Raw genomic sequence first — 25,081 nt, 5'->3', positions numbered from 1 at the left:
GTCTCATGTGTAAAGTTCGGGGGCATGGCTCAGCACCCACGGCTCGTGACCTCCTTCACCGCCGCCAGCACGGCGGACGACGTGCTGCGCGGGCACGACCTCGGCGGCGTCCGCGCGCTCGTCACCGGCGCTTCCTCCGGCATCGGGGCCGAGACGGCCCGTGCCCTCACCGCCGCCGGGGCGCGCGTCACACTCGCGGTGCGCGACGCGGACGCGGGGAGCGCCGTCGCCGGGGAGATCGCCCGCTCCACCGGGCGAACCCGCCCCGACGTCGCGCCGCTCGACCTCGCCGACCGGGCCTCGGTCGCGCGCTTCCTCGCGGCGTGGCGCGGACCGCTCCACCTCCTCATCAACAACGCGGGCGTGGTCACGGGCGGCCTCTCCCGCACCCGCGAGGGCTGGGAGTGGCAGTTCGCGACCAACCACCTCGGGCACTTCGCGCTGGCCACGGGCCTGCACGGTGCGCTGGCCCGGGGAGCGGCCGAGCGCGGCGGTGCCCGCGTCGTCGCGGTCAGCTCGACGGCCCACATGCGGGCCGGGGTCGATTTCGACGACCTCCACCACACGCGCGGCCCCTACGACCCGCAGCTCGCCTACGCGCGGTCGAAGACGGCCAACTCGCTCTTCGCCGTGGCGGCGACGCGCCGCTGGGCGCGGGACGGGATCGTCGCCAACACCGTCAACCCGGGAGGCGTCGCCACCGGGCTGCAACGGCACTTCACGCAGCGGCAGCGGCGCTCGCTCGACGCGGCGGAGGCCGCGGGGGTCTTCACGTACAAGACGGTGGGCCAGGGCGCGGCGACGACGATGGTCGCCGCCGTCCTCCCCGCCCTCGCCCAGGCGGGGGGCCGCTACCTCGACGACTGCCAGGAGGCGTACACCGTGCCGGACGACGCGGCCCTCGCCGAGCACCCGCACGGCGTCAAGGAGTGGGCGCTCGACCCGGCGCTCGCCGAGCGCCTGTGGACGGTCTCGGCCGCGCTGACGAGCGCGCCGCTTGCCTGAGGCCGCCGGACGGTCCAGGGCGTGCGCGGGGGAGCGGCCGAAGGCGCGCGTGAAGGTGCGGGCAAGGTGTGCGCGGGGGTACGGCCGAAGGCGGTCGCCCCCGTACCGCCGCCTCAGCCTTCAGCGCCCGGAAGCGCCGCTCCGGAAGCGCCGCCCCCGGAAGGCTCGCCGCAGCCGCAGCTTCCCCGGCGGGTCACCTCGACGGGCAGGACCCGGGAGACCGGCGGGGTGCGCTGGGGCTCCGTGACGCGCTGGATGAGGAGTTCGGCCGCCTCCTCGCCCATGCGGCGCATCGGCTGGCGGACCGTGGTGAGCGGGGGGCGCACGACACGGCTCAGCGGGATGCCGTCGAAGCCGGTCACGGCGACGTCCTCCGGGACCCGTACCCCCGCCTCCTCCAGCGTGTGCAGGGCGCCGACCGCCATCTGGTCGTTCGCGAAGACGAGCGCCTCGGGGCGCGGTCCCGGGCGGTCGAGGAGGGCGCGTGTCGCGCGGGAGCCCTCGGCGCGGGTCATCAGCGGGGCGCGCAGGTCCGGTGCCTCGGGTACGGGCAGGCGCGCCTCGCGCAGCGCGTCGCGGTAGCCCTCGAAGCGGGCGCCCACGTCGGGCGACTCGTCGGCGCTGCCGATGAAGGCGAGGCGGCGCAGGCCGTGGTCCGCGAGGAGGTGGCGCGTGAGCTGGTACTCGCCGTCGCGGTTCGCGACCTCGATGTGGTCCATGTGGTCTATCTCGCGCGGGCCCGCGAGCATCACGACGGGCACGCGCCGCGAGATGACCTCCAGGTCCTCGGTCGGCACCGTCCGCGCGAGCACGGCGAACCCGTCCACGCGCCCCGCGACCTTCGCCACCAGGCTCTCCGGTCCGCCCGCCAGCGAGGCGGCGATGAGCAGCGCGTACCCGTGGCGGCGGGCCGCGCGCTCCATGCCCCTGATGATCTGGTCCGAGTAGAGGGTGCCCGCCTCCTCGTCGCCCTCACCTGCTCCGGAGTCCGCGTCCGGGTCGGCGTAGTCGGGGAAGCACAGGCCGATGATGCCGGTGGTGCGGCTCGCGAGTCCGCGCGCGCTGCCGCTCGGCACGTAGCCGAGGGCGCGGGCCGCCGCGAGCACCTTCTCGCGCGTCGCGGGACGTACGGAATCCGGACTGCGGTAGACGCGGGAGACGGTGGCGATGGACACGCCCGACTGCTCCGCCACGTCGTAGACCGTGGGAGTGTCGCTCACAGCAGCACCATCGCCTGTTCTGTCCACACCGAATGAAAGCGCATTCATCCTAGGTTTCGTGACGGGCGAGAGCAAGGGTATCCAGAGGTGAGTGAGCGCTCACCCCCCTCGCACGTACCCTTTCCCTGCCTCGCGATCGACAAGTAAGTTTGCAAGTTTCCCTGCCGAACTCGTACGGTGGCCGTCATGACCGAGCCCACCGCACCGCCCGAGCGGCCCGCCCCCGGCGCACCGCACCCGGACAGCGCGCGACTCGCCGACGAGCTGACCTCGGTGGCCGGGCTGCTCATGCGGCGCCTGCGGACGCAGTCCGCCCGCAGCCTGCTCAGCCCCACCCAGCGCTCCGCGCTCTCCCGTCTCGACCGCGAGGGCCCGATGACCACGGCGGCGCTCGCCCGCGCCGAGCACGTACGCCCCCAGTCGATGCGCGCCACGCTCGGCTACCTGCACGAGCAGGGCCTCGTCGCCCGCGCGCCGGACCCCGGGGACGGCCGCCAGTCCGTCGTCTCGGTCGCCGAGCGCGGCCGGACCGTCCTCGCCGAGGTCCGCGCCGCCAAACGCACGTGGCTCACCCACGCCCTCGACACCCAGCTGTCCCCGGAGGAACGCGCCCTCGTCGCCGAGGCCGTGACCCTCCTCGGCAAGGTGGTCGAAGGGTGACCGGCCGCACCGCCGCCACGGACGCCACCGCCGTCACGGACGCCACCGCCGCCAGGGACGCCACGAAGGGCGCCGCCCTCCTGGACCGCTCCCCGCGCCCCCGCGCCTGAGCGGACACCTCACCCCCCGATACGAAGGAGCACCACCCATGACCGCCACGACCCTCGACCCCCGCACCGCGCTGATCGTCGTCGACCTCCAGAAGGGCATCGCCGGGATGCCCGTCGCGCCCGTCCCGGCGCAGGACGTCATCGCGCGTTCCGCCGCACTGGCCGCCGCCTTCCGCGCCAAGGGCCTGCCCGTCGTGCTCGTCAACGTGACGGGCGGCGCCCCCGGCCGCAACGAGGCCCCGGCGCGCGGCGGGCAGCCCCCGGCCGACTGGGCGGACCTCGTCGCGGAGCTGGACGCGCAGGACTCCGACATCCGCGTCACGAAGCGGACGTGGGGCGCCTTCTACGGCACCGACCTCGACTCGCAGCTCCGCCGCCGGGGCATCACGCAGGTCGTGCTCACCGGCATCGCGACGAGCATCGGCGTCGAGTCCACGGCGCGCTTCGCGCAGGAGTACGGCTACCACGTCACCGTCGTGACGGACGCCGTGTCCGACATGAGCGCCGAGGCGCACGCCAACAGCGTCGAGCGCGTCTTCCCGCGCCTCGGCGAGACGGGCACGGCCGAGGAGATCACCAAGCTCCTCGGCTGAGCACCACGAGGCCGAGCACCACGAGGCCGAGCACTACGAGTCCCCCCGGGGGCGGTCGCCGGAAACGGTGGCCGCCCCGGGCGTATCCACACCCCACCCGCTCACAGCACGTCGTACGTGAGGTGTGTCGCCGTGGACGTCACGCGCACGTCCCGCTGCACGAGCGAGCGCGCCGTGCCGCCGGTGAAGAGCGGCGTGCCCGCGCCGAGCAGCACGGGGGAGAGGTGCAGCGAGAGGACGTCCACGAGCCCCGCCGCGAAGGCGGAGCGGATCAGCGCGGCACCGCCCATCAGGACGACGTCCAGTTCCCGCCCCGCGGCGGCGGAGGCCGCCTCCGCGCGGGCGCGCGCGGCGGCGACGGCGTCGGGCAGGCCAGTCGTGACGAAGGTCCAGTCGAGCGCCCCGAGCCGCACGGACCGGGGCTCCGCGCCCGTCACGACGAGGAAAGCGGGCCGACCGACCTGCCCGGCCCCGTACCCCACCTCGTCGTCCCACCCCTCGGGTCCGTCGACGATGTCGAAGAGCCGCCGCCCCAGCAGGACGGCCCCGGAGCGCGCCATCCCCTCGCCGAGCACCCGCCGGTCCTCGGGATCGTCCGAGAACGCCCAGGTGTGCAGCGCCTCGCCGCCGTCGCCGAGGCCGTTGCGGGGCCCCGGACCGGGGCCGGTGACGAAGCCGTCGAGGGACACGGAGATATCGGCGACGATGCGGGTCATGGGGGACACGTACCCGCCCCGCGCCCGCCTCTCCCCCCACTGCTTCCCCCGGGGGACTTCCGTGGGCCAACCGGGTGCGCTGCTCAGCGCACCCCGCGTGAAGGGCAATAGATGTGATCGGACAGTAAGCAGACAGTCGGACAAGGCGTCACGCCACGGAGGTACCAGCACGATGTCGTCGTACAGCGGCCCGAGACTGCGTTCCGCCGTGTTCCTTGTGGCAGGCGTGCTCGCCGTGCCCGCCCTCGCCTCCTGCTCCGGCGACGGCGGCGGCACGCACGCGGGGCGCGTCGTCGCGCCCGACGTCCACCAGGCCGCACGGGACCGCGTCGCCGAGGGCGGCACCCTGCACTGGGCCGTCGACCGGCTCCCCAGCACCCTCAACACCTTCCAGGCGGACGCCGACACCACGACCGCGCGCGTCGCCTCGGCCACGCTGCCCTCGATGTTCCACCTCGACCGGCAGGGCCGCCCCGCCCGCTCCGCCGCGTACCTGCGCGACGCGAAGGTCGAGACCACCGAGCCCCGGCAGGTCGTCGTCTACCACCTCGACCCCAAGGCCGCCTGGAACAACGGCCGCGACATCGGCGCCGACGACTTCGCCGCCCAGTGGCAGGCCCTGCGCGGTTCCGACAGCAAGTACTGGACGGCGCGCAACGCCGGCTACGACCGCATCGCGAAGGTCGAGCGCGGCGCGAACGCCCAGGAGGTACGGGTCACCTTCGCCAAGCCGTACGCGGACTGGCGCGCCCTCTTCTCGCCGCTGTACCCCAAGGAGGTCATGGGCAGCGCCGAGACCTTCAACGACGCCGCCCGCACCGGGCTCGCCGTGAGCGCGGGCCCCTTCCGCGTCGGCAAGGAGGACCGCAAGAGCGGCGACCTCACGCTGGAGCGCGACACCCGCTGGTGGGGCGACCGCGCCAAGCTCGACGGCCTCGTCCTGCGCGCGGTCCCCGCCGGGAAGCGGGTCAAGGCCATGCTCGACGGCCGCGTCGACCTCGCCCCCGTCGAACAGGACGAGGCCGCGCGCGTCGCCCGCGCCGGCAAGGGCGACGGCGGCCCGCTCGCGCCGCAGAGCGGACCGAACGCCGCGGGCGCCGTCGCCGCCGACGTCTACTCCCGCGCCTTCGCGAAGGGCTCCCCCGAGCAGGTCAACCGCCTCGACCGGCAGAACCGCGCCGACCTCGCCGAGGCCCGCGCCGTCGAGGAGGCCCAGCAGCGCAGCCTCGGCCGCTACCGCCTGCGCAAGAGCCTCGAACCCGCCTACACGCAGCTCGCGCTCAACGGCGAGTCCGGCCCCCTCTCCGACGAGCGCGTACGCCGCGCCGTGGCCCGCGCCCTCGACCGCAAGTCCCTCGCCCAGCTCGTGCTCAAGCCCCTCGGCCTGCCCGCCGACCCGGTCGGCAGCCACCTCGCCCTCGCGGGCCAGGACGCCTACGCCGATAGCAGCGGCGCCCTCGGCAAGCAGGACGCCGTCGAGGCGCAGGCCCTCCTCTCCGACGCGGGCTACAAGCCGGCCCCGGTCTCCGGCGAAGCGGCGAAGAAGGACGAGGCCGCGCAGGGCAAGGCGGGCGCGGACGCGGACGGCAAGGCGGGCACCGGAGCACGTACGGACGGCAAGGCGGGCACCGGAGCACGTACGGACGGCAAGGCACCCCGTACCGACGCCAAGGCCCCCGAGGACGAGGCCCGCAGCGAGAAGAGCGGCGCCGACGCCGGGAAGGCGCGGACGGCCGGGAAGAAGGCCGGGGCGGAGAAGAAGGCCGGGGCCGGGAAGAAGGCGAAGGACGCCGCCGCCCCGCTCGCCCCCGCGCCCGTGCCCCCGCAGTCCGTCCTCCTCCACCAGGCGTACGCGATGGCGGCCCGGCCCGCGAAGGCCGCGGGCGCCGCCGGGGCCTACGCCCCCAAGGGCACCCCCGCGCCGCCGCGGGCGGAGGAGAAGGACCAGGCCGCGCCCAAGGCCGGTCCCGCCGGGGTCCCCGCCGTGCTCGGCAAGGACGGCAAGCCCCTCACGCTCCGCTTCGTCGTCCCCGCGGGCGCCGGTTCCGCGCAACTGCGCGAGGTCGGCGAGAAGATCGCGGGCATGGTCGAGAAGATCGGCATCCGCACCCAGGTGCAGAAGGTCTCCGACGCCTCCTACTTCAAGGACCACATCGCGACCGGCGACTACGACATGGCGCTGTGGTCCTGGCCGGGCACCGCCTTCCCCGCCACCGACGCGCGCCCCGTCTACGGCAAGCCCGTCCCGGCGGCGGACGGCTCGCTCAACGTCGACCAGAACTACACGCGCGTCGGCACCGACCGCATCGACCAGCTCCTCGACCAGGCCGCCGGGACCCTCGACGCCAAGGAGGCCGGGCAGCTCGTCAAGAAGGCGGACGCCCGCATCTGGGCCGCCGCCGGTTCCATCCCGCTCTACCAGCGCCCCGAACTCGTCGCCGCGCGCTCCGACCTCCTGAACGCCGGGGCCTTCGGCTTCGCCACCCCGGACTGGGAGAACATCGGCTTCGCCGCGAAGGGCGCGAAGGGCGCGAAGGGGACGAAGGCGCCGGTCGGGAAGCCGGCGGGGAACACGACGGCCCCCGTCGGGGAGTGACCCCCGTCTCCTCCTGAGCCCGCCCACGGGGCCCGTACCGCGCCACCCGGTACGGGCCCCGTACGATGGGGTGAGGCCGTGGCATGTTCCGCCCGGCAGGGCGCGCGTACGACACCGGACGCGCAGCCATCCACGACTCGGGAGAATCGCCGCAAGTGCCCACGCGCCATGACATCCGTAACGTCGCCATCGTCGCCCACGTCGACCACGGGAAGACGACGCTGGTCGACGCCATGCTGAAGCAGGCCGGGGCCTTCGCCGCGCACGCGGCGGAGCACCTGGACGACCGCATGATGGACTCCAACGACCTGGAACGTGAGAAGGGCATCACGATCCTGGCCAAGAACACGGCCGTGAAGTACCACCCCAAGGACGGGGGGGAGCCCATCACGATCAACATCATCGACACCCCCGGCCACGCCGACTTCGGCGGTGAGGTCGAGCGCGGCCTGTCGATGGTGGACGCGGTGGTGCTCCTGGTCGACGCCTCCGAGGGCCCCCTCCCGCAGACCCGCTTCGTGCTCCGCAAGGCGCTCGACGCGCGGCTGCCGGTCATCCTCTGCATCAACAAGACGGACCGCCCCGACTCGCGGATCTCCGAGGTCATCGACGAGACGTACGACCTCTTCCTCGACCTCGACGCGGACGAGGAGCAGATCGAGTTCCCGATCGTCTACGCCTGCGCGCGCGACGGCGTGGCCTCGCTCACCAAGCCCGAGGACGGCACCGTTCCCGGCGACTCCACCAACCTGGAGCCGTTCTTCACGACCATCCTGGACACCGTCCCGGCCCCCGAGTACGACGCCGAGGCCCCGCTCCAGGCGCACGTCACCAACCTCGACGCCGACAACTTCCTCGGCCGCATCGCGCTGTGCCGCGTCGAGCAGGGCGAGCTGCGCAAGGGCCAGACCGTCGCGTGGATCAAGCGCGACGGCTCGATCCAGAACGTGCGCATCACCGAGCTGCTCATGACCGAGGCGCTCACCCGCAAGCCGGCCGAGAAGGCGGGCCCCGGTGACATCTGCGCGATCGCGGGCATCCCCGACATCATGATCGGCGAGACCCTCGCCGACACCGAGAACCCCATCGCGCTGCCGCTCATCACGGTGGACGAGCCGGCCATCTCCATGACCATCGGGACCAACACCTCGCCACTCGTCGGCAAGGGCGGCAAGGGCCACAAGGTCACCGCCCGCCAGGTCAAGGACCGCCTCGACCGCGAGCTGATCGGCAACGTCTCGCTCCGGGTGCTCGACACCGAGCGTCCCGACGCCTGGGAGGTGCAGGGCCGCGGTGAGCTGGCGCTCGCCATCCTGGTCGAGCAGATGCGCCGCGAGGGCTTCGAGCTGACGGTCGGCAAGCCCGAGGTCGTCACCAAGGAGATCAACGGCAAGATCCACGAGCCGATCGAGCGCATGACGATCGACTCCCCCGAGGAGCACCTCGGCGCGATCACCCAGCTCATGGCGACCCGCAAGGGCCGCATGGAGACCATGACGAACCACGGCTCCGGCTGGGTCCGCATGGAGTGGATCGTGCCCTCGCGCGGCCTCATCGGGTTCCGTACCGAGTTCCTCACGCAGACCCGCGGCACCGGCATCGCGCACTCCCTCTTCGAGGGCCACGAGCCCTGGTTCGGCGAGCTGCGCACCCGCCACAACGGCTCGCTGGTCGCGGACCGCGCGGGCGTCGTGACCCCCTTCGCGATGGTCAACCTCCAGGAGCGCGGTGTCATCTTCACCGAGCCCACGACGGAGGTATACGAGGGCATGATCGTCGGCGAGAACTCGCGCGCCGACGACATGGACGTGAACATCACCAAGGAGAAGAAGCTCACCAACATGCGTGCCGCTTCCGCCGACACCACGGAGAACGTGGTGCCCGCGCGCAAGCTCTCGCTGGAGCAGTCCCTGGAGTTCTGCCGCAACGACGAGTGCGTCGAGGTCACCCCGGAGACGGTCCGCATCCGCAAGGTCGTCCTCGACGGCCGCGAGCGCGCCCGCTCGGCCTCCCGCGCCAAGCACAACTGACCCCGCGCCACACCGGGGCCCGGCACTCCCGCGGGGGGGCCGGGCCCTCGGCGTGCCGGGACGGGGATTCCTGTGAAGAGCCCACCCCTGGCTGCCTGTTGAGGGCGTGTCGGGCGCCGGGTGTCCCAACGGCCGCCCGCGAGGCGGGACTTCGCTTCCGCGGGGGCGCGAGCAGGCCCCGGCGCCGGGCGCGGCCCGGCCCCGCGCGGGGGCGGTACGGGGCGGTCGGGCCCATTTTCCGAAGGCGCCCTCCCCTCCGCCGCGCCCGCGTGGCACTCTGGTGCGCGGCAACGCTTCAACACCCCCGGAGTCCCGCTCCGTTGGCCGGAGTTGACGCGCGTCGACCACGCAGGGTCATCACCACGCGGGACGACTCAAGGGCCTACTCTCCGCAACCCCTTTTCCTTCGGAAAGTGTCCGAATAGCGGAACACCCTGACCGATAGGTGTGTAACGAGTCCGTTTCGCACCCATCTGCTTCGCCTCTATTTGTCCGGATTTTAAGAGTCGACTGGAACAGGTGTGACCGAACCGAGACCAAAAGGGTGTGGTCAGTCGTCGTTCAAATGACGAATAGTGTTCGGCGTAGAGCTCGGGTCAATGGGTCACGCGCTGTCGCGCCGACTCACGAGCACACTGAGGCGCAGCACTCCATGAAGGCACCGTCGTCGGCATGTGTCGTGCGCCCCTCTCTTTGCAGTGGACAAGTGGACTCATGAGGAGGAACCCCATGCGTGGTGCGACAAGCGCCAAGTGGGTTGCGGGCGCGGCGATCATCGCTCTGGCGGCTACCGCCTGCGGCAGCGACGACGGCGACAGCAACGACAGCAGCAAGAAGCCGGCCGCGGGCGCGGTGAACGCCAAGGGGATCTTCTCCGTCGAGGTCGGCGAGCCGCAGAACCCGCTCCAGCCGGCGAACACGATGGAGTCCAACGGCAGCATCGTCGTCAAGTCGCTGTTCTCGCAGCTCGTCGACTACGACGCCAAGGGCCAGATCAAGATGGTCAACGCCCAGTCGGTGGAGACCAAGGACAGCAAGACCTACACGGTCAAGCTGAAGCCGGGCTGGAAGTTCCACGACGGCACCACCGTCACCGCCGAGTCCTACGTCAAGGCGTGGAACTGGGCCGCCCAGCCGGCGAACAAGCAGACCAACAGCGCCTGGTTCTCCGACATCAAGGGTTACGACGACGTCGCCCCGGCCAAGGGCAAGCCCAAGGCCGAGGAGATGTCCGGCCTGAAGGTCGTCGACGACAACACCTTCACGATCGAGCTGAGCAAGTCCCTGCCGTACTTCGAGTACAAGCTCGGCTACGAGGTCTTCTCGCCGCTCCCCGAGTCCTTCTACAAGGACCCGAAGGCCGCCGGTGAGAAGCCGATCGGCAACGGCCCCTACAAGTTCGCGAGCTGGGACCACAAGAAGCAGATCAAGGTCACCAAGTTCGACGGCTACCAGGGCCCGGACAAGGCGCAGAACGGCGGGGTGATCTTCAAGAACTACTCCAGCCTGGACACCGCCTACGAGGACCTCAAGTCCGGCAACGTCGACGTGCTGCGCCAGATCGGCCCGAAGGACCTCCCGGTCTACAAGACGGACCTCGGCGACCGCGCGGTGGACAAGGCGTACTCCGCGATCCAGACGATCGTCCCCGCCTTCTACGGCAAGCAGTTCAAGGACGTCGACCCGAAGGTCATCCAGGGTCTGTCCATGGCGATCGACCGCGACACGATCACCAAGACCGTGCTCCAGGGCACCCGCGAGCCCGCGACCGGCTTCGTCGCCAAGGGCGTCAACGGCTACCAGCCGAACGTCGCCGGTGACGTCACCAAGTACGACCCGGCCAAGGCGAAGCAGCTCATCAAGGACGGCGGCGGCGTCCCGGGCAACAAGATCTCGATCCAGTACAACGCCGACGGTGGCCACAAGGAGTGGGTGGAGGCCGTCTGCGGTTCCATCACCAAGGCGACCGGCATCAAGTGCGTGGGCGACTCGAAGGCCGACTTCCAGGCCGACCTGAACGCCCGTGACGCCAAGCAGGTCAAGTCCTTCTACCGCAGTGGCTGGGTGCTGGACTACCCGATGAACGCCAACTTCATCCGTGACCTCTACGGCACGAAGTCGGACGGCAACCAGAGCGGCTTCTCCAACAAGGAGGTCGACGCGCTGATCGCGAAGGCCGACGCCGCCAAGACCCTTGAGGACTCCGTCAAGGAGTACCAGGAGGTCGAGAAGAAGCTCGTCGAGTTCATGCCCGGCATCCCGCTCTGGTACTACAAGGTCAACGCCGGCTACTCGCCGAAGGTCCAGAACGTGGACTACTCGCAGACCGGTGACCCGATCCTGACGCAGATCCAGGTCAAGAAGTAACAAAAGAATCCAGGCTCGTTGCGCCCGGCCGGTGTGAACACCGCCGGCCGGGCGCATAGCCGCAGCTGGGGGCCCTTTTCCGACGGACGCACCGGACGTCGGGGGAGGGCCCGTTGGCTGTCAGCTGTGACTACATGGAGGCACGATGGGGCGCTACGTCATACGACGCCTGCTCCAGATGATCCCGGTGTTCATCGGGACCACTCTGCTGATCTTTATCGCGGTCTACGCCCTACCTGGCGACCCCGTAAGAGGTCTCTTCGGGGACAAAACCCCCTCTGGAGCGCAGCTCGCCTCGCTCCGGCACGAATACGGTCTCGACCGCAACATATTCGTGCAGTACGGCAACTACATGTGGAACATGGTTGCCCACTTCGACTTCGGCACGCAGATCGCGAGCGGACGTCCGGTGACCGACATCCTCGGTGACGCCTTCCCGGTGACCATCAGGCTCGCTGTCTTCGCACTCGTCCTGGAGATCGTCTTCGGCATCGCCCTCGGCGTCATCTCCGGCATGTTCGCGGGCAAGTTCCTGGACCAGGCGATCCTGGTCCTGACGCTGCTCTTCATCGCCATCCCGGTCTTCGTGCTCGCGTTCCTCATCAAGGCCGCGATCCTGTTCCCGGCGGATCTGCCACCCAATGTCAACGACAGCAACAACTTGGGGCAGATGCTCGCGCCCGCGGCGGTGCTGGCGACAGCCTCACTGGCCTATGTCGCCCGCCTGACCCGGGGCACGCTCGTCGAGAACCGCCGCGCCGACTACATGCGCACCGCCGTCGCCAAGGGCCTGCCCCGCCGTCGTGTCATCGGTGTGCACCTCATGCGCAACTCGCTGATCCCCGTCGTCACCTTCCTCGGCACCGACCTCGGCGCCCTGATGGGCGGCGCGATCGTGACCGAGGGCGCCTTCAACATCAAGGGCGTCGGCGGGACGATCTACGAATCCCTCGTGCGCCGTGAGGGCACCACGCTGGTCGGACTCGTGACGATCCTCGTCCTCGTCTACCTGCTGTGCAGCCTGCTCGTCGACCTGCTCTACGCGGTCCTGGACCCGAGGATTCGCTATGCCTGACATCACCAAGGAAGCGGCCGACGAAGCCGCGAAGCACACCCTCGGCGAGCCGGTCCCCACGGCCGACACCGCCGTGGTCGAGAAGGCCGCCGCGGACAAGAACCGCAGCCTGTGGGGCGACGCGTGGGTGGACCTGCGCCGCCGGCCGATGTTCATCATCTCGGCGCTGATCATCCTGCTGCTCATCGTCATGTCGGCGTTCCCCGGCCTCTTCACCGGCACCGACCCGACGGCGACGGACCTCCAGAACCACTACCTGAGCAAGCCGAAGCTCGGGCACGTCTTCCAGGCCGACTGGCTGGGCTACGACCAGCAGGGCCGCTCGGTGTACTCCCGTCTCGTCCACGGCACCCGCAACTCGGTCCTCGTGGGCTTCGGCGCGACGATCATCGTGACGCTGCTCGGCAGCTTCGTCGGCATGGTCGCCGGTTACTTCGGCGGCTGGCTCGACGCGATCCTGTCCCGGGTCACCGACATCTTCTTCGGCATCCCGTTCCTGCTCGGCGCCATGCTGGTCATGAACGCCTTCACCGACCGCAAGTGGTGGCTCGTCGCCGCCGCGCTCGGCATCCTCGGCTGGACGCAGATCACCCGCGTCATGCGCGGCTCGGTGCTCACCGTCAAGCAGTCCGACTACGTCCAGGCCGCGAAGGCCCTCGGCGCGAGCACCTCGCGGATCATGCTCCGGCACATCCTGCCGAACGCCATGGCCCCGGTGATCGTCGTCGCGACCATCGCGCTCGGCACGTACATCGGCGCGGAGGCCACGCTCTCCTACCTCGGCCTCGGGCTCTCCGCCCCGGCCGTCTCCTGGGGTGCCGACATCTCCGACGGCCTCGCCCAGATCCGGGTGGCCCAGCACGTGCTGCTGTACCCCTCGATCATGCTGACGCTCACCGTTTTCGCCTTCATCATGCTCGGCGAAGCCGTCCGCAACGCCCTCGACCCGAAGCTCCGCTGAGGGAGACGCTCGTGACCATCATCGATTCCACTCCGGACACCGTCCCCTCCCCGCGCGAACCCGGCGCCGAGGGCGGCCCGCTCCTGGACGTGCGCGACCTGCACGTCGAGTTCCGCACCCGCGAGGGTGTGGTCAGGGCGGTCAACGGTGTCAACTACACCGTCGGCCCCGGCGAGACCCTCGCCGTCCTCGGCGAGTCCGGCTCCGGCAAGTCCGTCACCGCCCAGGCGATCATGGGCATCCTCGACATGCCCCCCGCCACGATCCCGCAGGGCGAGATCCTCTTCCGCGGCAAGGACATGCTCAAGATGTCCCGCGAGGAGGCCCGGCAGATCCGCGGCCAGAAGATCGCGATGATCTTCCAGGACGCGCTCTCCTCGCTCAACCCCGTTCTCACCGTGGGCTACCAGCTCGGCGAGATGTTCCGGGTGCACCAGGGGCTGTCCCGCAAGGACGCCAAGGCCAAGGCCATCGAGATGATGGACAAGGTCAAGATCCCGGCGGCCAGGGAGCGGGTCAACGACTACCCGCACCAGTTCTCCGGCGGTATGCGCCAGCGCATCATGATCGCGATGGCGCTGTGCCTGGAGCCCGACCTCGTCATCGCCGACGAGCCCACCACGGCGCTCGACGTGACGGTGCAGGCCCAGGTCATGGACCTGCTCGCGGAGCTGCAGCGCGAGTACAACATGGGGCTCATCCTCATCACCCACGACCTCGGCGTGGTCGCCGACGTCGCGGACAAGATCGCCGTCATGTACGCGGGCCGCATCGTCGAGACCGCGCCCGTGCACGACATCTACCGGAAGCCGGCCCACCCCTACACCAAGGGGCTGCTCCAGTCGATCCCGCGCCTGGACATGAAGGGTCAGGAACTCTTCGCGATCAAGGGCCTGCCGCCCAACCTGCTGAACATCCCGCAGGGTTGCGCCTTCAACCCGCGCTGCACCATGGCGCAGGACATCTGCCGCACCGACCGCCCGCCGCTGGTGGACGTCCTCGGCCCCGACGGCGAGCCGCTCGCGGGCCGCCGCAGCGCCTGCCACTTCTGGAAGGAGACGGTCAATGGCTGAGAAGCCGGAGCAGAAGAAGGCTGACGCCGCCCCCAACGTCTCCGCCGTGGAGACGGTGAAGGCCACCACCGAGGACGAGGCCGTCGCGGCGATCGACGCGAACGTCGGGCGCGGGGAGCCGATCCTCCAGGTGCGCAACCTGAAGAAGCACTTCCCGCTCACGCAGGGCATCGTCTTCAAGCGCCAGATCGGCGCGGTCAAGGCCGTGGACGGGGTCTCCTTCGACCTCTACCAGGGCGAGACGCTCGGCATCGTGGGCGAGTCCGGCTGTGGCAAGTCCACCGTCGCGAAGCTGCTCATGACGCTGGAGACGGCGACCGCGGGCGAGGTCTTCTACAAGGGCCAGGACATCACCAAGCTGTCCGGGCGCGCCCTGAAGGCCGTCCGCCGCAACATCCAGATGGTGTTCCAGGACCCGTACACCTCGCTGAACCCGCGCATGACGGTCGGCGACATCATCGGCGAGCCCTTCGACATCCACCCGGAGGTCGCGCCGAAGGGGGACCGCCGCAAGCGCGTGCGGGACCTCCTCGACGTCGTCGGGCTCAACCCGGAGTACATCAGCCGCTACCCGCACCAGTTCTCGGGCGGTCAGCGCCAGCGCATCGGCATCGCCCGCGGCCTCGCGCTCAACCCCGAGGTGATCATCTGCGACGAGCCGGTCTCCGCGCTCGACGTCTCGGTGCAGGCGCAGGTCATCAACCTGATGGAGCGACTGCAGGACGAGTTCAACCTGTCCTACATCTTCATCGCGCACGACCTGTCGATCGTCCGCCACATCTCGGACCGGGTCGGGGTCATGTACCTCGGCAAGATGGCCGAGATCGGCACCGACGAGCAGATCTACGAGCACCCCACGCACCCCTACACGCAGGCGTTGCTCTCCGCCGTCCCGGTCCCCGACCCGGAGGCGCGCGACCACCGCGAGCGCATCATCCTCACGGGTGACGTGCCCTCGCCGGCGAACCCGCCGTCGGGCTGCTCCTTCCGCACCCGCTGCTGGAAGGCGCAGGACAAGTGCGCGCAGGAGACCCCCCTCCTCGCGGTGCCGGAGGTCTTCCGTACGAAGGACATCCCGGCCGCGCACGAGTCGGCGTGCCACTTCGCCGAGGAGAAGGACATCGTGAACGCCGCCTGAGGCGTTCCGTCCGGCCCCGGAGGCCCCGTCACCGCGAGGTGACGGGGCCTCCGCCGTACCCGGGCCGTGCCGAGCGGACCCGGGCCGTACCCGGGCCGCACCCCAGCGGGACCCGGGCCGCCCCCGGGCCGTCCCCGCCTGCCCGTGCCCTCGCCGTCCCGGCCGCGCGCCTCCCGCGGCCTCCCCGCCCTCTCCGGGTGACTCGCCCGGCTCAGCTCGCCGTGCGCACTTGTACCTTATGCGATGGTATGAGGCACTAAGTGCGATATGACGCTCACGAGGAGGCACCGATGCGAGGAGCCACGCACGCGAAATGGGTCGCGGGGGCGGTCGTCGTCGCGCTGGCCGCGACGGGCTGCGGCGGCGGTGGCGACAGCGGCGGCGGTGGTGGCGGCGGTGGCGGCGGTGGCATCGTGCGTGCCTCGTGGGGCGACCCGCAGAACCCCCTGGAGCCGGCGAACACCAACGAGGTGCAGGGCGGCAAGGTCCTCGACCTGGTCTTCCGGGGTCTCAAGCGGTACAACCCGAAGACCGGCAAGGCCGAGGACATGCTGGCCGAGAAGATCGACACCAAGGACTCCCAGACCTTCGACATCACCGTCAAGAGCGGCTGGAAGTTCTCGAACGGCGAGAAGGTCACCGCCAAGTCCTTCGTGGACGCCTGGAACTACGGCGCGGACCTGAAGAACAACCAGAAGAACGCCTACTTCTTCGGCCAGATCGACGGTTACGACAAGGTGCACCCCTCGTCCGGGCAGGCGAGCGCGCAGACGCTCTCCGGGCTCAAGGTCACCGGGGACCGCACCTTCACCGTCAAGCTCAACCAGAAGTTCTCCACCTGGCCCGAGACCCTCGGTTACGCGGCCTTCGCCCCGCTGCCCCGGTCCTTCTTCGACAACCACGCGCAGTGGCTCAAGAAGCCCGTCGGCAACGGCCCCTACACGATCAACTCCTACAAGCGCGGCTCGCAGATGCAGCTCCGCAAGTGGGACGGCTATCCCGGCAGCGACAAGGCGCGGAACAACGGCGTCGACCTCAAGGTCTACACCGACGTCAACACCGCCTACACCGACCTGACCGCCGGGAACCTCGACCTCGCCGACGACATCCCGGCCAACCAGCTCCGGAACGTCAAGAACGACCTCGGCAACCGGTACATCAACCAGCCGGCCGGGATCATCCAGACCCTCGCCTTCCCCTTCTACGACAAGGCGTGGAACGGTCCCAAGAGCGCGGACCTGCGCAAGGGCCTGTCGATGGCGATCAACCGCAAGCAGATCACCGAGACGATCTTCCAGAAGACCCGCACCCCCGCCACCGACTGGACCTCGCCGGTGCTCGGCGAGGACGGCGGGTACAAGCCGGGGCTGTGCGGCGAGGCGTGCGACTACAAGCCGGACGAGGCGAAGAAGCTCATCGAGGGTGCGGGCGGCATCCCCAACGGCCAGGTCAAGATCGGCTACAACGCCGACACCGGCTCCCACAAGGAGTGGGTCGACGCGGTCTGCAACAACATCAACAACGCCCTGGACAACGACAAGGCGTGCGTCGGCGACCCGACCGGCACCTTCGCGGACTTCCGCAACAAGATCGGCCAGCACAAGATGCCCGGCCCCTTCCGCGCCGGCTGGCAGATGGACTACCCGCTCATCCAGAACTTCCTCCAGCCGCTGTACTTCACCGACGCCTCGTCCAACGACGGCAAGTACAGCTCGAAGAAGTTCGACAGCCTCGTCAACAAGGCAAACGCCGAGACGGACACCAAGAAGGCCGTGACGACCTTCCAGGACGCCGAGAAGGTCGTGCGCGACGACATGGCCGCGATCCCGCTCTGGTACCAGAACGGCAACGCCGGCTACTCCGACCGCCTCTCGAACGTGGCCCTGAACCCCTTCAGCGTCCCCGTCTACAACGAGATCAAGGTCAGCTGACGGCGCACCGCCCCGGCCGAGAGCCCCGGTGCACTCCCCGTGCGCCGGGCATCGGCGTTTCCCCGTCCTCCCGCCCCACCCGCCAGGGCCCGCGCCCCCAACCCCGGAGCTGTCCATGGGACGTTATGTGATCCGGCGTCTGCTCCAGATGATCCCGGTCTTCATCGGCGCCACGCTGCTGATCTTCCTGATGGTGAACGTGATGGGCGACCCCATCGCGGGCCTGTGCGGTGACCGCCAGTGCGACCCGGCCACCGCGAGCCAGCTCCGTCACGACCTCGGCCTCGACAAGCCGGTGTGGCAGCAATACCTCACCTACATGGGCAACCTCTTCACCGGGGACTTCGGCACCGCCTTCAACGGCGAGTCCGTCCTCGACCTGATGGGCGACGCCTTCCCGGTCACGATCCGGCTCACGATCATCGCGATCATCTTCGAGATCGTCATCGGCATCAGCCTCGGCGTCCTCACCGGCCTGCGCCGCGGCAAGCCCGACGACACCGGCGTCCTCATCCTCACCCTCGTCGTGATCTCGGTGCCGACCTTCGTCACCGGCCTGCTGCTGCAACTGCTCCTCGGCGTGAAGTGGGGCTGGATCAAACCGGCCGTGTCCGCCGAGGCCCCCTTCGACGAACTGATCCTGCCCGGACTCGTCCTCGCCTCGGTCTCGCTCGCCTACGTCACCCGGCTGACGAGGACCTCGATCGCCGAGAACCGCCGCGCCGACTACGTCCGCACCGCCATCGCGAAGGGCCTGCCGCGCCACCGCGTCATCCTGCGGCACCTGCTGCGCAACTCGCTCATCCCCGTCGTCACGTTCATCGGCACCGACATCGGCGCCCTCATGGGCGGCGCGATCGTCACCGAACGCATCTTCAACATCCACGGCGTCGGCTACCAGCTCTACCAGGGCATCCTGCGGCAGAACACGCAGACGGTGGTCGGCTTCGTGACCGTACTCGTCCTCGTCTTCCTGATCGCCAACCTCCTCGTCGACCTTCTCTACGCCGTTCTCGACCCGAGGATTCGCTATGCGTGAGCCCGAGCCCACTCCGGAGTCCGAGCCGGAGCCGGAGAACCACCTCCCACCCGCCGACGAGGCCGTCGGCGCCATCGGCCAGGGCGGCGCGACGGCCCTCGCGACCGGTGAGGGCGGCAGCCTGGTCGGCGAGGAGCCCGAGGGCGGCGACCCGCGCGAGAAGCCCCGCAGCCTGTGGTCCGACGCCTGGCGCGACCTGCGCCGCAACCCGGTCTTCATCATCTCCGCGCTGATCATCCTCTTCCTGGTCGTGATCTCGATCTGGCCGTCCCTGATCGCCTCCGGCAACCCGCTCAAGTGCGACCTCTCCGACGCCCAGAAGGGCGCCCGCTCCGGGCACCCCTTCGGCTTCACCAACCAGGGCTGCGACGTCTACACCCGCACCGTCCACGGCGCCCGCGCCTCGGTGACCGTCGGCGTCTGCGCGACCCTCGGCGTCGCGATCCTCGGCTCGATCCTCGGCGGGCTCGCCGGGTTCTTCGGCGGCTTCTGGGACTCGATCCTGTCCCGCCTCACCGACATCTTCTTCGCGATCCCCGTCGTCCTCGGCGGCCTCGTCCTGCTCTCCGTCGTCACCTCGAACACGGTCTGGCCCGTCGTCGGCTTCATCGTGCTCCTCGGCTGGCCGCAGATCGCCCGCATCGCCCGCGGCTCGGTCATCACGACGAAGCAGAACGACTACGTGGAGGCCGCGCGCGCCCTCGGCGCCTCCAACACCCGGATGCTGCTGCGCCACATCGCGCCGAACGCCGTCGCGCCCGTCATCGTCGTCGCGACGATCGCACTCGGCACGTACGTGGCGCTCGAAGCCACCCTGTCCTTCCTCGGCGTCGGGCTGCGGCCCCCCACGGTCTCCTGGGGCATCGACATCTCGGACGCCTCGGGGAACGTGCGCAACGCCCCGCACATGCTCCTGTGGCCCTCCGGGGCCCTGGCGATCACCGTGCTCGCCTTCATCATGCTCGGCGACGCGGTGCGCGACGCCCTCGACCCCAAGCTGCGCTGAGGAGCCCGCCATGCTGCTGGAAGTGCGAGACCTGCACGTCGAGTTCGCGACCAGGGACGGCGTCGTCAAGGCCGTCAACGGGGTCAGCTACGACGTCGACGCGGGCGAGACCCTCGCCGTGCTCGGCGAGTCGGGCTCGGGGAAGTCCGTCACCGCCCAGGCGATCATGGGCATCCTCGACATGCCGCCCGGCCGTATCCCCTCCGGCGAGATCCTCTTCGAGGGCCAGGACCTGCTGAGGATGAAGGAGGACCGGCGGCGCAAGGTGCGCGGCGCGCAGATCGCGATGATCTTCCAGGACGCGCTCTCCTCGCTCAACCCCGTCCTCACCGTCGGCCAGCAACTCGGCGAGATGTTCACCGTCCACCAGGGCATGTCCCAGAAGGACGCCCGCGCCAAGGCCGTCGAACTCATGGAGCGGGTCCGCATCCCCGCCGCCAAGGAACGCGTGCGCCAGTACCCGCACCAGTTCTCCGGCGGGATGCGCCAGCGCATCATGATCGCGATGGCGCTCGCCCTCGAACCCAAGCTGATCATCGCCGACGAGCCCACCACGGCGCTCGACGTGACGGTGCAGGCCCAGGTCATGGACCTGCTCGCGGAGTTGCAGCGCGAGTACCACATGGGCCTGATCCTCATCACCCACGACCTCGGCGTGGTCGCCGACGTCGCGGACAAGATCGCCGTCATGTACGCGGGCCGCATCGTCGAGACCGCGCCCGTGCACGAGATCTACAAGGCCCCCGCGCACCCGTACACCGAGGGTCTCCTCCAGTCGATCCCGCGCCTGGACCAGAAGGGCCGCGAGCTGTACGCGATCAAGGGGCTGCCGCCCAACCTCCTGCACATCCCGGACGGGTGCTCGTTCAACCCCCGCTGCCCGCGCGCCCGCGAGCGCTGCCTGCACGACGACCCGCCGCTCTACGAGGTCTCGCCGACCAGGGCCAGCGCCTGCCACTACTGGAAGGAGACCCTCGATGCATCGCGATGAGCACGGCAGCCGCAGGGAGGCCAGGCGCGAGGGGCGCGAGGCCGCACGGCTCATGTCCGAGGCGCACCAGAAGAACGCCTACGCGGCCGGCGAGCCGATCCTCGAAGTGCGGGGCCTCGCCAAGCACTTCCCGCTCACCCAAGGCGTCGTCTTCAAGCGCCAGGTCGGCGCCGTGAAGGCCGTCGACGGTGTCGACTTCGACCTGCGGGGCGGCGAGACCCTCGGCATCGTCGGCGAGTCCGGCTGCGGCAAGTCGACCGTCGCCAAGATGCTCGTCCACCTGGAGGAGCCCACGGGCGGCACGATCCGCTACAAGGGCGAGGACATCGCGAAGCTCTCCGGCCGCGCCCTGAAGGCGGTGCGCCGCAACATCCAGATGGTCTTCCAGGACCCGTACACCTCGCTCAACCCCCGGATGACGGTCGGCGACATCATCGGCGAGCCGTACGACATCCACCCGGAGGTCGCGCCGAAGGGGGACCGGCGCAAGCGCGTGCAGGAACTCCTCGACGTCGTCGGGCTCAACCCCGAGTACATCAACCGCTACCCGCACCAGTTCTCCGGCGGCCAGCGGCAGCGCATCGGCATCGCGCGCGGTCTCGCGCTGCGCCCCGAGATCATCGTCGCCGACGAGCCCGTGTCGGCCCTCGACGTCTCGGTGCAGGCGCAGGTCATCAACCTCATGGAGCGGCTCCAGCAGGAGTTCGACCTCTCCTACGTCTTCATCGCGCACGACCTCTCGATCGTCCGCCACATCTCCGACCGCGTCGCCGTCATGTACCTCGGCCGCGTCGTCGAGACGGGCACGGACGAGCAGATCTACGAGCACCCCACGCACCCCTACACGCAGGCGCTGCTCTCCGCCGTCCCGGTCCCCGACCCCTCGCGGCGCGAGCACCGCGAGCGGATCATCCTCACGGGGGACGTGCCCTCGCCGGCCAACCCGCCGAGCGGCTGCCACTTCCGGACGCGGTGCTTCAAGGCGCAGGAGAAGTGCGCGGTGGAGGACCCGGTGCTCGCGGTCCCCGAGTGGTTCAAGGGGCGCGGTGTTCCGGCGGAACACCCCTCCGCCTGCCACTTCGCGGAGGAGAAGCGGATCGTTCCCACGGAGTGAGCGGGGTCGGGAGGGGCTTAACACGGAGGCAACTCCGTGGACGCGGTTCCGATATACGGACGGGGGAGGGTTCTTCTTGTACGGCCGTGCGGGTGCCGTTTGAAACCGGTCGGGGTGACACTGTCGCCCCGGCCGGTTTTTGTTCGCCCCCCGCCGGGTCACGTCTCGGGGCTCCCCCCGGGCCCCGCTCCTCGATCTCCCCCGGAGGGGCTTTGTCCATGGCGCGTCGTCTGTGTGGCACCTTTGGGCGCATGGGGCGTGTTTCGGGTGGTCGTGCGCGGTGGGCCGGGGTCCTCGCCTGCGCGTTGCTCGCGGCGGGCAGTCTCGCGTGGGCCGTGCGGGATCTCTCCGTCGCACACTGGCATCCCGGGCGGGTCTGGTGGCTGTGGGCCGGTTCGCCCTCCGCCTGGGGCGGGCGGTCGGTGCAGGTGACCTCGCTCGGGGACGGGGTACTGCTCCTGCTCGGCGTGTGGGGGGCCGTACGGGGGGTCAGGGCGCCCCGTACCGCCGCCCCGGCGCTCGCCGCCGTCGGTGCCTGCGCGCTCGTCGTGCGCCTGCCGTCCTCGTGGCTGCTCGCGCAGCCGTGGACCGGGCCGTGGGGCGGGGAGGGGCTGCGCGGGCTCGCGCGCGCCACCGATCTCGCGGGGCTGTTGCTCGGGGTGCTCCTGCTCGGCTGCGCCTTCGCCGTGCGGCGCCCCCGCGCGGACAGGCCGCCCCCGGCCCGTACCGCCGCCGCGGTCCTGCTCCTGTCCGCCGGGCTGCTCGCCGTCTGGGAGGCCGTGCGCGTCGACGACTACGGGGCCGTCGCCTACCGGGGCGCCCTGCTCGGCAACCGCAGCACGACCCTCACGCTCCTCGCGACCCCGCAGCCCTGGTGGGCCGCCGCGCTCGTGCTGCTCGCCCTCGCCGCGGGCATCGCCTGCGCGGCCCGCGCGCGGGCCGGGCGCGCGCTCGGCACCGCCGCCGGGGCGATGCTCCTCGCCTGGGGCCTCGTCAGGCTCTCCGTGGGCCTGCGCCAGGAGCGCTTCGACGGGGCGCTGAGCGGCACGCCGCGCCTTCAGCTCTCGCTCGCCAGCACCCTCGCGTACGTCCTCGCCGGGCTCGCCGTGCTCGCGCTGCTGCGCACGCCCGTACGCGCGGGGGCCGCCGTCGAGGAGCGGGCGGCGGCCCCGGCACCGGTCAGTCGCGCGCGCTGAGCCCCAGCGAGCGGCGCAGGAAGTCGACCTGGAAGAGCAGCAGGTTCTCCGCGACCTCCTCCTGCGGCGTCATGTGCGTCACGCCGCTCAGCGGCAGGAACTCGTGCGGGCGGCCCGCGGCGAGGAGCGCCGAGGACAGGCGCAGGCCGTGCGCCACGACGACGTTGTCGTCCACGAGGCCGTGGATGAGCATGAGCGGGCGGTGCGGCTCGCGCGCCTCGGAGAGCCCTTCGTCGGTGACGAGGGAGTTGTGCGCGTACACCTCCGGCTCGGCGGCGGGGTCGCCGAGGTAGCGCTCCTGGTAGTGCGTGTCGTAGAGGCGCAGGTCCGTCACGGGGGCGCCGGAGACGCCCGCGTGGAAGACGTCGGGGCGGCGCAGCACGGCCATCGCGGCGAGGTAGCCGCCGAAGGACCAGCCGCGGATCGCCACGCGCGAGAGGTCGAGCGGGAAGCGGTCGGCGAGGCCGTGGAGCGCGTCGACCTGGTCGTCCAGGCTCAGCGTCAGCCGGCGGTTCACGGCCTTCTCCCACGCGGGCGAGGGACCCGGTGTGCCGCGCCCGTCGGCGACGACGACGGCGAAGCCCTGCTCGGCGAACCACTGCGAGGTCAGGTGCGGGTTGCGGGCCGCCACGACGCGCTGGCCGTGCGGTCCCCCGTACGGGTCCATGAGGACGGGAAGCGGACCCTCCTCCTCGCGGTACCAGGACGGCAGCAGTACCGCGCACGGAATCTCCCGTGCGCCCCCCGTCGTGAACACCGGGCGCGGCACGAGGTCCGGGGTCTCGGCGTACGAGGCGAGGCGGGCGACCTCCTCGCCGTCCCGCAGCACCCGGTACGTCGTCCCGAAGGCGTCCGGGGTCGCGGTCGACAGGACCGTCAACGGGCCGCCGCGCACGGCCGAGTGGACTCCCGCGCCGGCGCTGACCCGCTCGACGCCGAGCGCGCTCACGCGGTGCACGTGGATCTCGCCGGTCTCGCGGTCCGCCGCCTCCGCGCCCGCCGCCGCCGAGATCAGCACGTCGTCGGCGCCCACGTCGAGCACCGCGCGGACCTGGAGCGTCCCGCCGGTCAGGAGCCGGTCGCCGACCGCGAGGACCCGCGCGCCGCCCTCGTCCGTGATCCGGACGAGCTTCCCGTCCGGGGTCCACGCCGGGGAACCGCCGCGCAGCTCCACCCAGTCGGGGTCCTCGTCCGCGTGCACCATCCGCGTCGCGCCGCTCTCCTCGTCCACGCCGAGGTAGAGCACCGCGCGCTGGTCCCTGGACTGCACGAGCAGCAGCGGCGCCCCGGCGGCCGACCAGTGCACGCGCGCGAGGTACGGGTAGCGGACGCGGTCCCACACGACCTCGGTGCGGCCCCCTTCGAGGTCGTGGAGGAAGAGCCGCACGTCCGCGTTGGCCGTCCCGGCGCGCGGGTAGGCGATCGCGGACGGCTCGCGGTCCGGGTGTGCCGGGTCGGCGATCCACCAGCGCTGGACGGGGGACTCGTCGACGCGCGCGACGAGGAGCCGCGCGCTGTCCGGCGCCCACCAGAAGCCGCGCGTCCTGTCCATCTCCTCGGCGGCGACGAACTCCGCGAGGCCGTAGGTGACCTGGGCCTCCTCGGGCGCCGCGAGGGCCCTGTCCCCGTTCCCGTCCGCGTCCACGAGCCGCAGGGCGCCCTCGGACACGTAGGCGATCATCGACCCGTCGGGAGAGAGGCGCGGGTCGATGACGGGTCCGGGCACGGCGAGCGCACGGCTCGCCCCGGAGCGCAGATCCGTCGTCCACAGGCGCCCTGACAGGGCGTACACCGCCGTCGAGACCTCCGCGTCGCTCGCGTACCCGACGATCCCCGCCGCGCTCTCCCTGGCCCGCTCACGCCGGGCGCGCTCCCGCGCCGAGAGCCGCTCGCCGCCCGCGCCGAGCAACGCGGCCGGATCGGCGAGCAGCCGCTCGGCGCTCTTGCCGTCCTCGGTCACGTCAAGAACCCAGAGCATCTGGGAGCGATCAGTCCCTGACCTGGAACGAAGGAAAACGATCCGCGAGCCGTCGGGGGCGACGGTGAGGGAGCGCGGCGCTCCGAGGGTGAAGCGCTGACTGCGCGCGTACTGGCGGGGGAAACTCAGGGACTCCGTTGTCATGGGCTCAGCCTAGAAGCCCGGTTGGCGGACGGTGCGCCCCTCATGCTCCGGTGCGACGACTCATGCGCAGCCACTCATAGTTATGATCCGTAGCGCAAGGTGGGTGCAGGTCCGCCGTGCGCGGCGGGTGCGTGGGGA

19 protein-coding genes are annotated in these 25,081 nt (G+C 70.9%); 16 read left to right on the top strand and 3 right to left on the bottom strand.

Annotation, left to right across the window (positions count from 1 at the left end; genetic code table 11):
• The first annotated feature begins 24 nt into the window (after positions 1-24).
• Complete coding sequence (locus STTU_RS10360) at positions 25-1,005, top strand: SDR family NAD(P)-dependent oxidoreductase (RefSeq protein WP_007822478.1); 981 nt, start codon at positions 25-27, stop codon at positions 1,003-1,005.
• Positions 1,006-1,118: 113 nt separating this feature from the next.
• Here the strand turns inward: STTU_RS10360 and STTU_RS10355 are convergent, their stop codons facing one another.
• On the bottom strand, positions 1,119-2,273 hold the full coding sequence (locus tag STTU_RS10355; RefSeq protein ID WP_202531998.1) for a LacI family DNA-binding transcriptional regulator: 1,155 nt from the start codon (positions 2,271-2,273) through the stop codon (positions 1,119-1,121).
• Positions 2,274-2,402: 129 nt separating this feature from the next.
• Here STTU_RS10355 and STTU_RS10350 point away from each other — a divergent pair, with 129 nt between their 5' ends.
• Positions 2,403-2,885: a MarR family winged helix-turn-helix transcriptional regulator gene (locus STTU_RS10350; protein ID WP_007822474.1), complete on the top strand. Its 483-nt coding sequence runs from the start codon at positions 2,403-2,405 to the stop codon at positions 2,883-2,885.
• Positions 2,886-3,033: 148 nt separating this feature from the next.
• Positions 3,034-3,588 (top strand): isochorismatase family protein, encoded by a 555-nt coding sequence (locus STTU_RS10345; protein WP_007822472.1) that lies wholly within the window; start codon positions 3,034-3,036, stop codon positions 3,586-3,588.
• A gap of 101 nt (positions 3,589-3,689) precedes the next feature.
• Here the strand turns inward: STTU_RS10345 and STTU_RS10340 are convergent, their stop codons facing one another.
• The gene (locus STTU_RS10340) at positions 3,690-4,304 is read right to left on the bottom strand and encodes a dihydrofolate reductase family protein (RefSeq protein ID WP_007822470.1); all 615 of its coding nucleotides are present in this window, start codon (positions 4,302-4,304) and stop codon (positions 3,690-3,692) included.
• Between the two features lie 172 nt (positions 4,305-4,476).
• Here STTU_RS10340 and STTU_RS10335 point away from each other — a divergent pair, with 172 nt between their 5' ends.
• The 13 genes from STTU_RS10335 (at position 4,477) to STTU_RS10275 (ending at position 22,821) form a co-directional block, all read left to right on the top strand.
• Positions 4,477-6,900, top strand: coding sequence for an ABC transporter family substrate-binding protein (locus tag STTU_RS10335; RefSeq protein ID WP_007822467.1), 2,424 nt, complete (start codon positions 4,477-4,479; stop codon positions 6,898-6,900).
• A 155-nt stretch (positions 6,901-7,055) separates the two neighbouring features.
• Complete coding sequence (gene typA / locus STTU_RS10330; RefSeq protein WP_007822460.1) at positions 7,056-8,930, top strand: translational GTPase TypA; 1,875 nt, start codon at positions 7,056-7,058, stop codon at positions 8,928-8,930.
• A gap of 729 nt (positions 8,931-9,659) precedes the next feature.
• The gene (locus STTU_RS10325; RefSeq protein WP_007822458.1) at positions 9,660-11,297 is read left to right on the top strand and encodes a peptide ABC transporter substrate-binding protein; all 1,638 of its coding nucleotides are present in this window, start codon (positions 9,660-9,662) and stop codon (positions 11,295-11,297) included.
• Between the two features lie 145 nt (positions 11,298-11,442).
• Complete coding sequence (locus STTU_RS10320) at positions 11,443-12,372, top strand: ABC transporter permease (protein ID WP_007822457.1); 930 nt, start codon at positions 11,443-11,445, stop codon at positions 12,370-12,372.
• Positions 12,365-13,333: an ABC transporter permease gene (locus STTU_RS10315; protein ID WP_043254751.1), complete on the top strand. Its 969-nt coding sequence runs from the start codon at positions 12,365-12,367 to the stop codon at positions 13,331-13,333. The genes STTU_RS10320 and STTU_RS10315 overlap by 8 nt, the downstream gene beginning before the upstream one ends.
• A gap of 11 nt (positions 13,334-13,344) precedes the next feature.
• Positions 13,345-14,406, top strand: coding sequence for an ABC transporter ATP-binding protein (locus STTU_RS10310; RefSeq protein WP_007822453.1), 1,062 nt, complete (start codon positions 13,345-13,347; stop codon positions 14,404-14,406).
• A complete protein-coding gene (locus tag STTU_RS10305) occupies positions 14,399-15,544 on the top strand; it encodes an ABC transporter ATP-binding protein (protein ID WP_043254750.1) in 1,146 nt (381 codons plus the stop codon). The genes STTU_RS10310 and STTU_RS10305 overlap by 8 nt, the downstream gene beginning before the upstream one ends.
• A gap of 290 nt (positions 15,545-15,834) precedes the next feature.
• A complete protein-coding gene (locus STTU_RS10300; RefSeq protein ID WP_007822449.1) occupies positions 15,835-17,475 on the top strand; it encodes a peptide ABC transporter substrate-binding protein in 1,641 nt (546 codons plus the stop codon).
• 115 nt (positions 17,476-17,590) lie between these two features.
• Positions 17,591-18,514 (top strand): ABC transporter permease, encoded by a 924-nt coding sequence (locus tag STTU_RS10295; protein WP_009068515.1) that lies wholly within the window; start codon positions 17,591-17,593, stop codon positions 18,512-18,514.
• Positions 18,507-19,520 carry an ABC transporter permease gene (locus STTU_RS10290; RefSeq protein WP_043254747.1) on the top strand — a complete coding sequence of 338 codons (1,014 nt, stop codon included), beginning with the start codon at positions 18,507-18,509 and terminating at the stop codon, positions 19,518-19,520. Before STTU_RS10295 ends, STTU_RS10290 begins: the two co-directional genes overlap by 8 nt.
• A gap of 10 nt (positions 19,521-19,530) precedes the next feature.
• On the top strand, positions 19,531-20,511 hold the full coding sequence (locus STTU_RS10285; RefSeq protein ID WP_043254746.1) for an ABC transporter ATP-binding protein: 981 nt from the start codon (positions 19,531-19,533) through the stop codon (positions 20,509-20,511).
• Positions 20,498-21,625 carry an ABC transporter ATP-binding protein gene (locus STTU_RS10280; RefSeq protein WP_043254744.1) on the top strand — a complete coding sequence of 376 codons (1,128 nt, stop codon included), beginning with the start codon at positions 20,498-20,500 and terminating at the stop codon, positions 21,623-21,625. Before STTU_RS10285 ends, STTU_RS10280 begins: the two co-directional genes overlap by 14 nt.
• Positions 21,626-21,876: 251 nt before the next feature.
• Positions 21,877-22,821 (top strand): hypothetical protein, encoded by a 945-nt coding sequence (locus STTU_RS10275; protein ID WP_234019202.1) that lies wholly within the window; start codon positions 21,877-21,879, stop codon positions 22,819-22,821.
• Here the strand turns inward: STTU_RS10275 and STTU_RS10270 are convergent.
• The gene (locus STTU_RS10270) at positions 22,805-24,943 is read right to left on the bottom strand and encodes a prolyl oligopeptidase family serine peptidase (protein ID WP_007822442.1); all 2,139 of its coding nucleotides are present in this window, start codon (positions 24,941-24,943) and stop codon (positions 22,805-22,807) included. The two genes, STTU_RS10275 and STTU_RS10270, sit on opposite strands and share 17 nt — an antisense overlap.
• Positions 24,944-25,081 lie beyond the last annotated feature (138 nt).

It is taken from the genome of Streptomyces sp. Tu6071 (assembly GCF_000213055.1).
Lineage (GTDB): Bacteria > Actinomycetota > Actinomycetes > Streptomycetales > Streptomycetaceae > Streptomyces > Streptomyces evansiae.
The sequence above is the reverse complement of the archived record's forward strand: the minus strand, read 5'-3'. Positions and strand labels throughout refer to the sequence as shown.

Bases quoted from the DNA above. Each gene is read 5' to 3' on its own strand.
- STTU_RS10320 (WP_007822457.1), top strand. From the start codon at position 11,443: ATGGGGCGCTACGTCATACGACGCCTGCTCCAGATGATCCCGGTGTTC.
- STTU_RS10275 (WP_234019202.1), top strand. From the start codon at position 21,877: ATGGGGCGTGTTTCGGGTGGTCGTGCGCGGTGGGCCGGGGTCCTCGCC.
- STTU_RS10360 (WP_007822478.1), top strand. From the start codon at position 25: ATGGCTCAGCACCCACGGCTCGTGACCTCCTTCACCGCCGCCAGCACG.
- STTU_RS10300 (WP_007822449.1), top strand. From the start codon at position 15,835: ATGCGAGGAGCCACGCACGCGAAATGGGTCGCGGGGGCGGTCGTCGTC.
- STTU_RS10270 (WP_007822442.1), bottom strand. From the start codon at position 24,943: ATGACAACGGAGTCCCTGAGTTTCCCCCGCCAGTACGCGCGCAGTCAG.
- STTU_RS10325 (WP_007822458.1), top strand. From the start codon at position 9,660: ATGCGTGGTGCGACAAGCGCCAAGTGGGTTGCGGGCGCGGCGATCATC.
- STTU_RS10285 (WP_043254746.1), top strand. From the start codon at position 19,531: ATGCTGCTGGAAGTGCGAGACCTGCACGTCGAGTTCGCGACCAGGGAC.
- STTU_RS10295 (WP_009068515.1), top strand. From the start codon at position 17,591: ATGGGACGTTATGTGATCCGGCGTCTGCTCCAGATGATCCCGGTCTTC.
- STTU_RS10315 (WP_043254751.1), top strand. From the start codon at position 12,365: ATGCCTGACATCACCAAGGAAGCGGCCGACGAAGCCGCGAAGCACACC.
- STTU_RS10340 (WP_007822470.1), bottom strand. From the start codon at position 4,304: ATGACCCGCATCGTCGCCGATATCTCCGTGTCCCTCGACGGCTTCGTC.
- STTU_RS10335 (WP_007822467.1), top strand. From the start codon at position 4,477: ATGTCGTCGTACAGCGGCCCGAGACTGCGTTCCGCCGTGTTCCTTGTG.
- STTU_RS10355 (WP_202531998.1), bottom strand. From the start codon at position 2,273: ATGAATGCGCTTTCATTCGGTGTGGACAGAACAGGCGATGGTGCTGCT.
- STTU_RS10280 (WP_043254744.1), top strand. From the start codon at position 20,498: ATGCATCGCGATGAGCACGGCAGCCGCAGGGAGGCCAGGCGCGAGGGG.
- STTU_RS10345 (WP_007822472.1), top strand. From the start codon at position 3,034: ATGACCGCCACGACCCTCGACCCCCGCACCGCGCTGATCGTCGTCGAC.
- STTU_RS10290 (WP_043254747.1), top strand. From the start codon at position 18,507: ATGCGTGAGCCCGAGCCCACTCCGGAGTCCGAGCCGGAGCCGGAGAAC.
- STTU_RS10305 (WP_043254750.1), top strand. From the start codon at position 14,399: ATGGCTGAGAAGCCGGAGCAGAAGAAGGCTGACGCCGCCCCCAACGTC.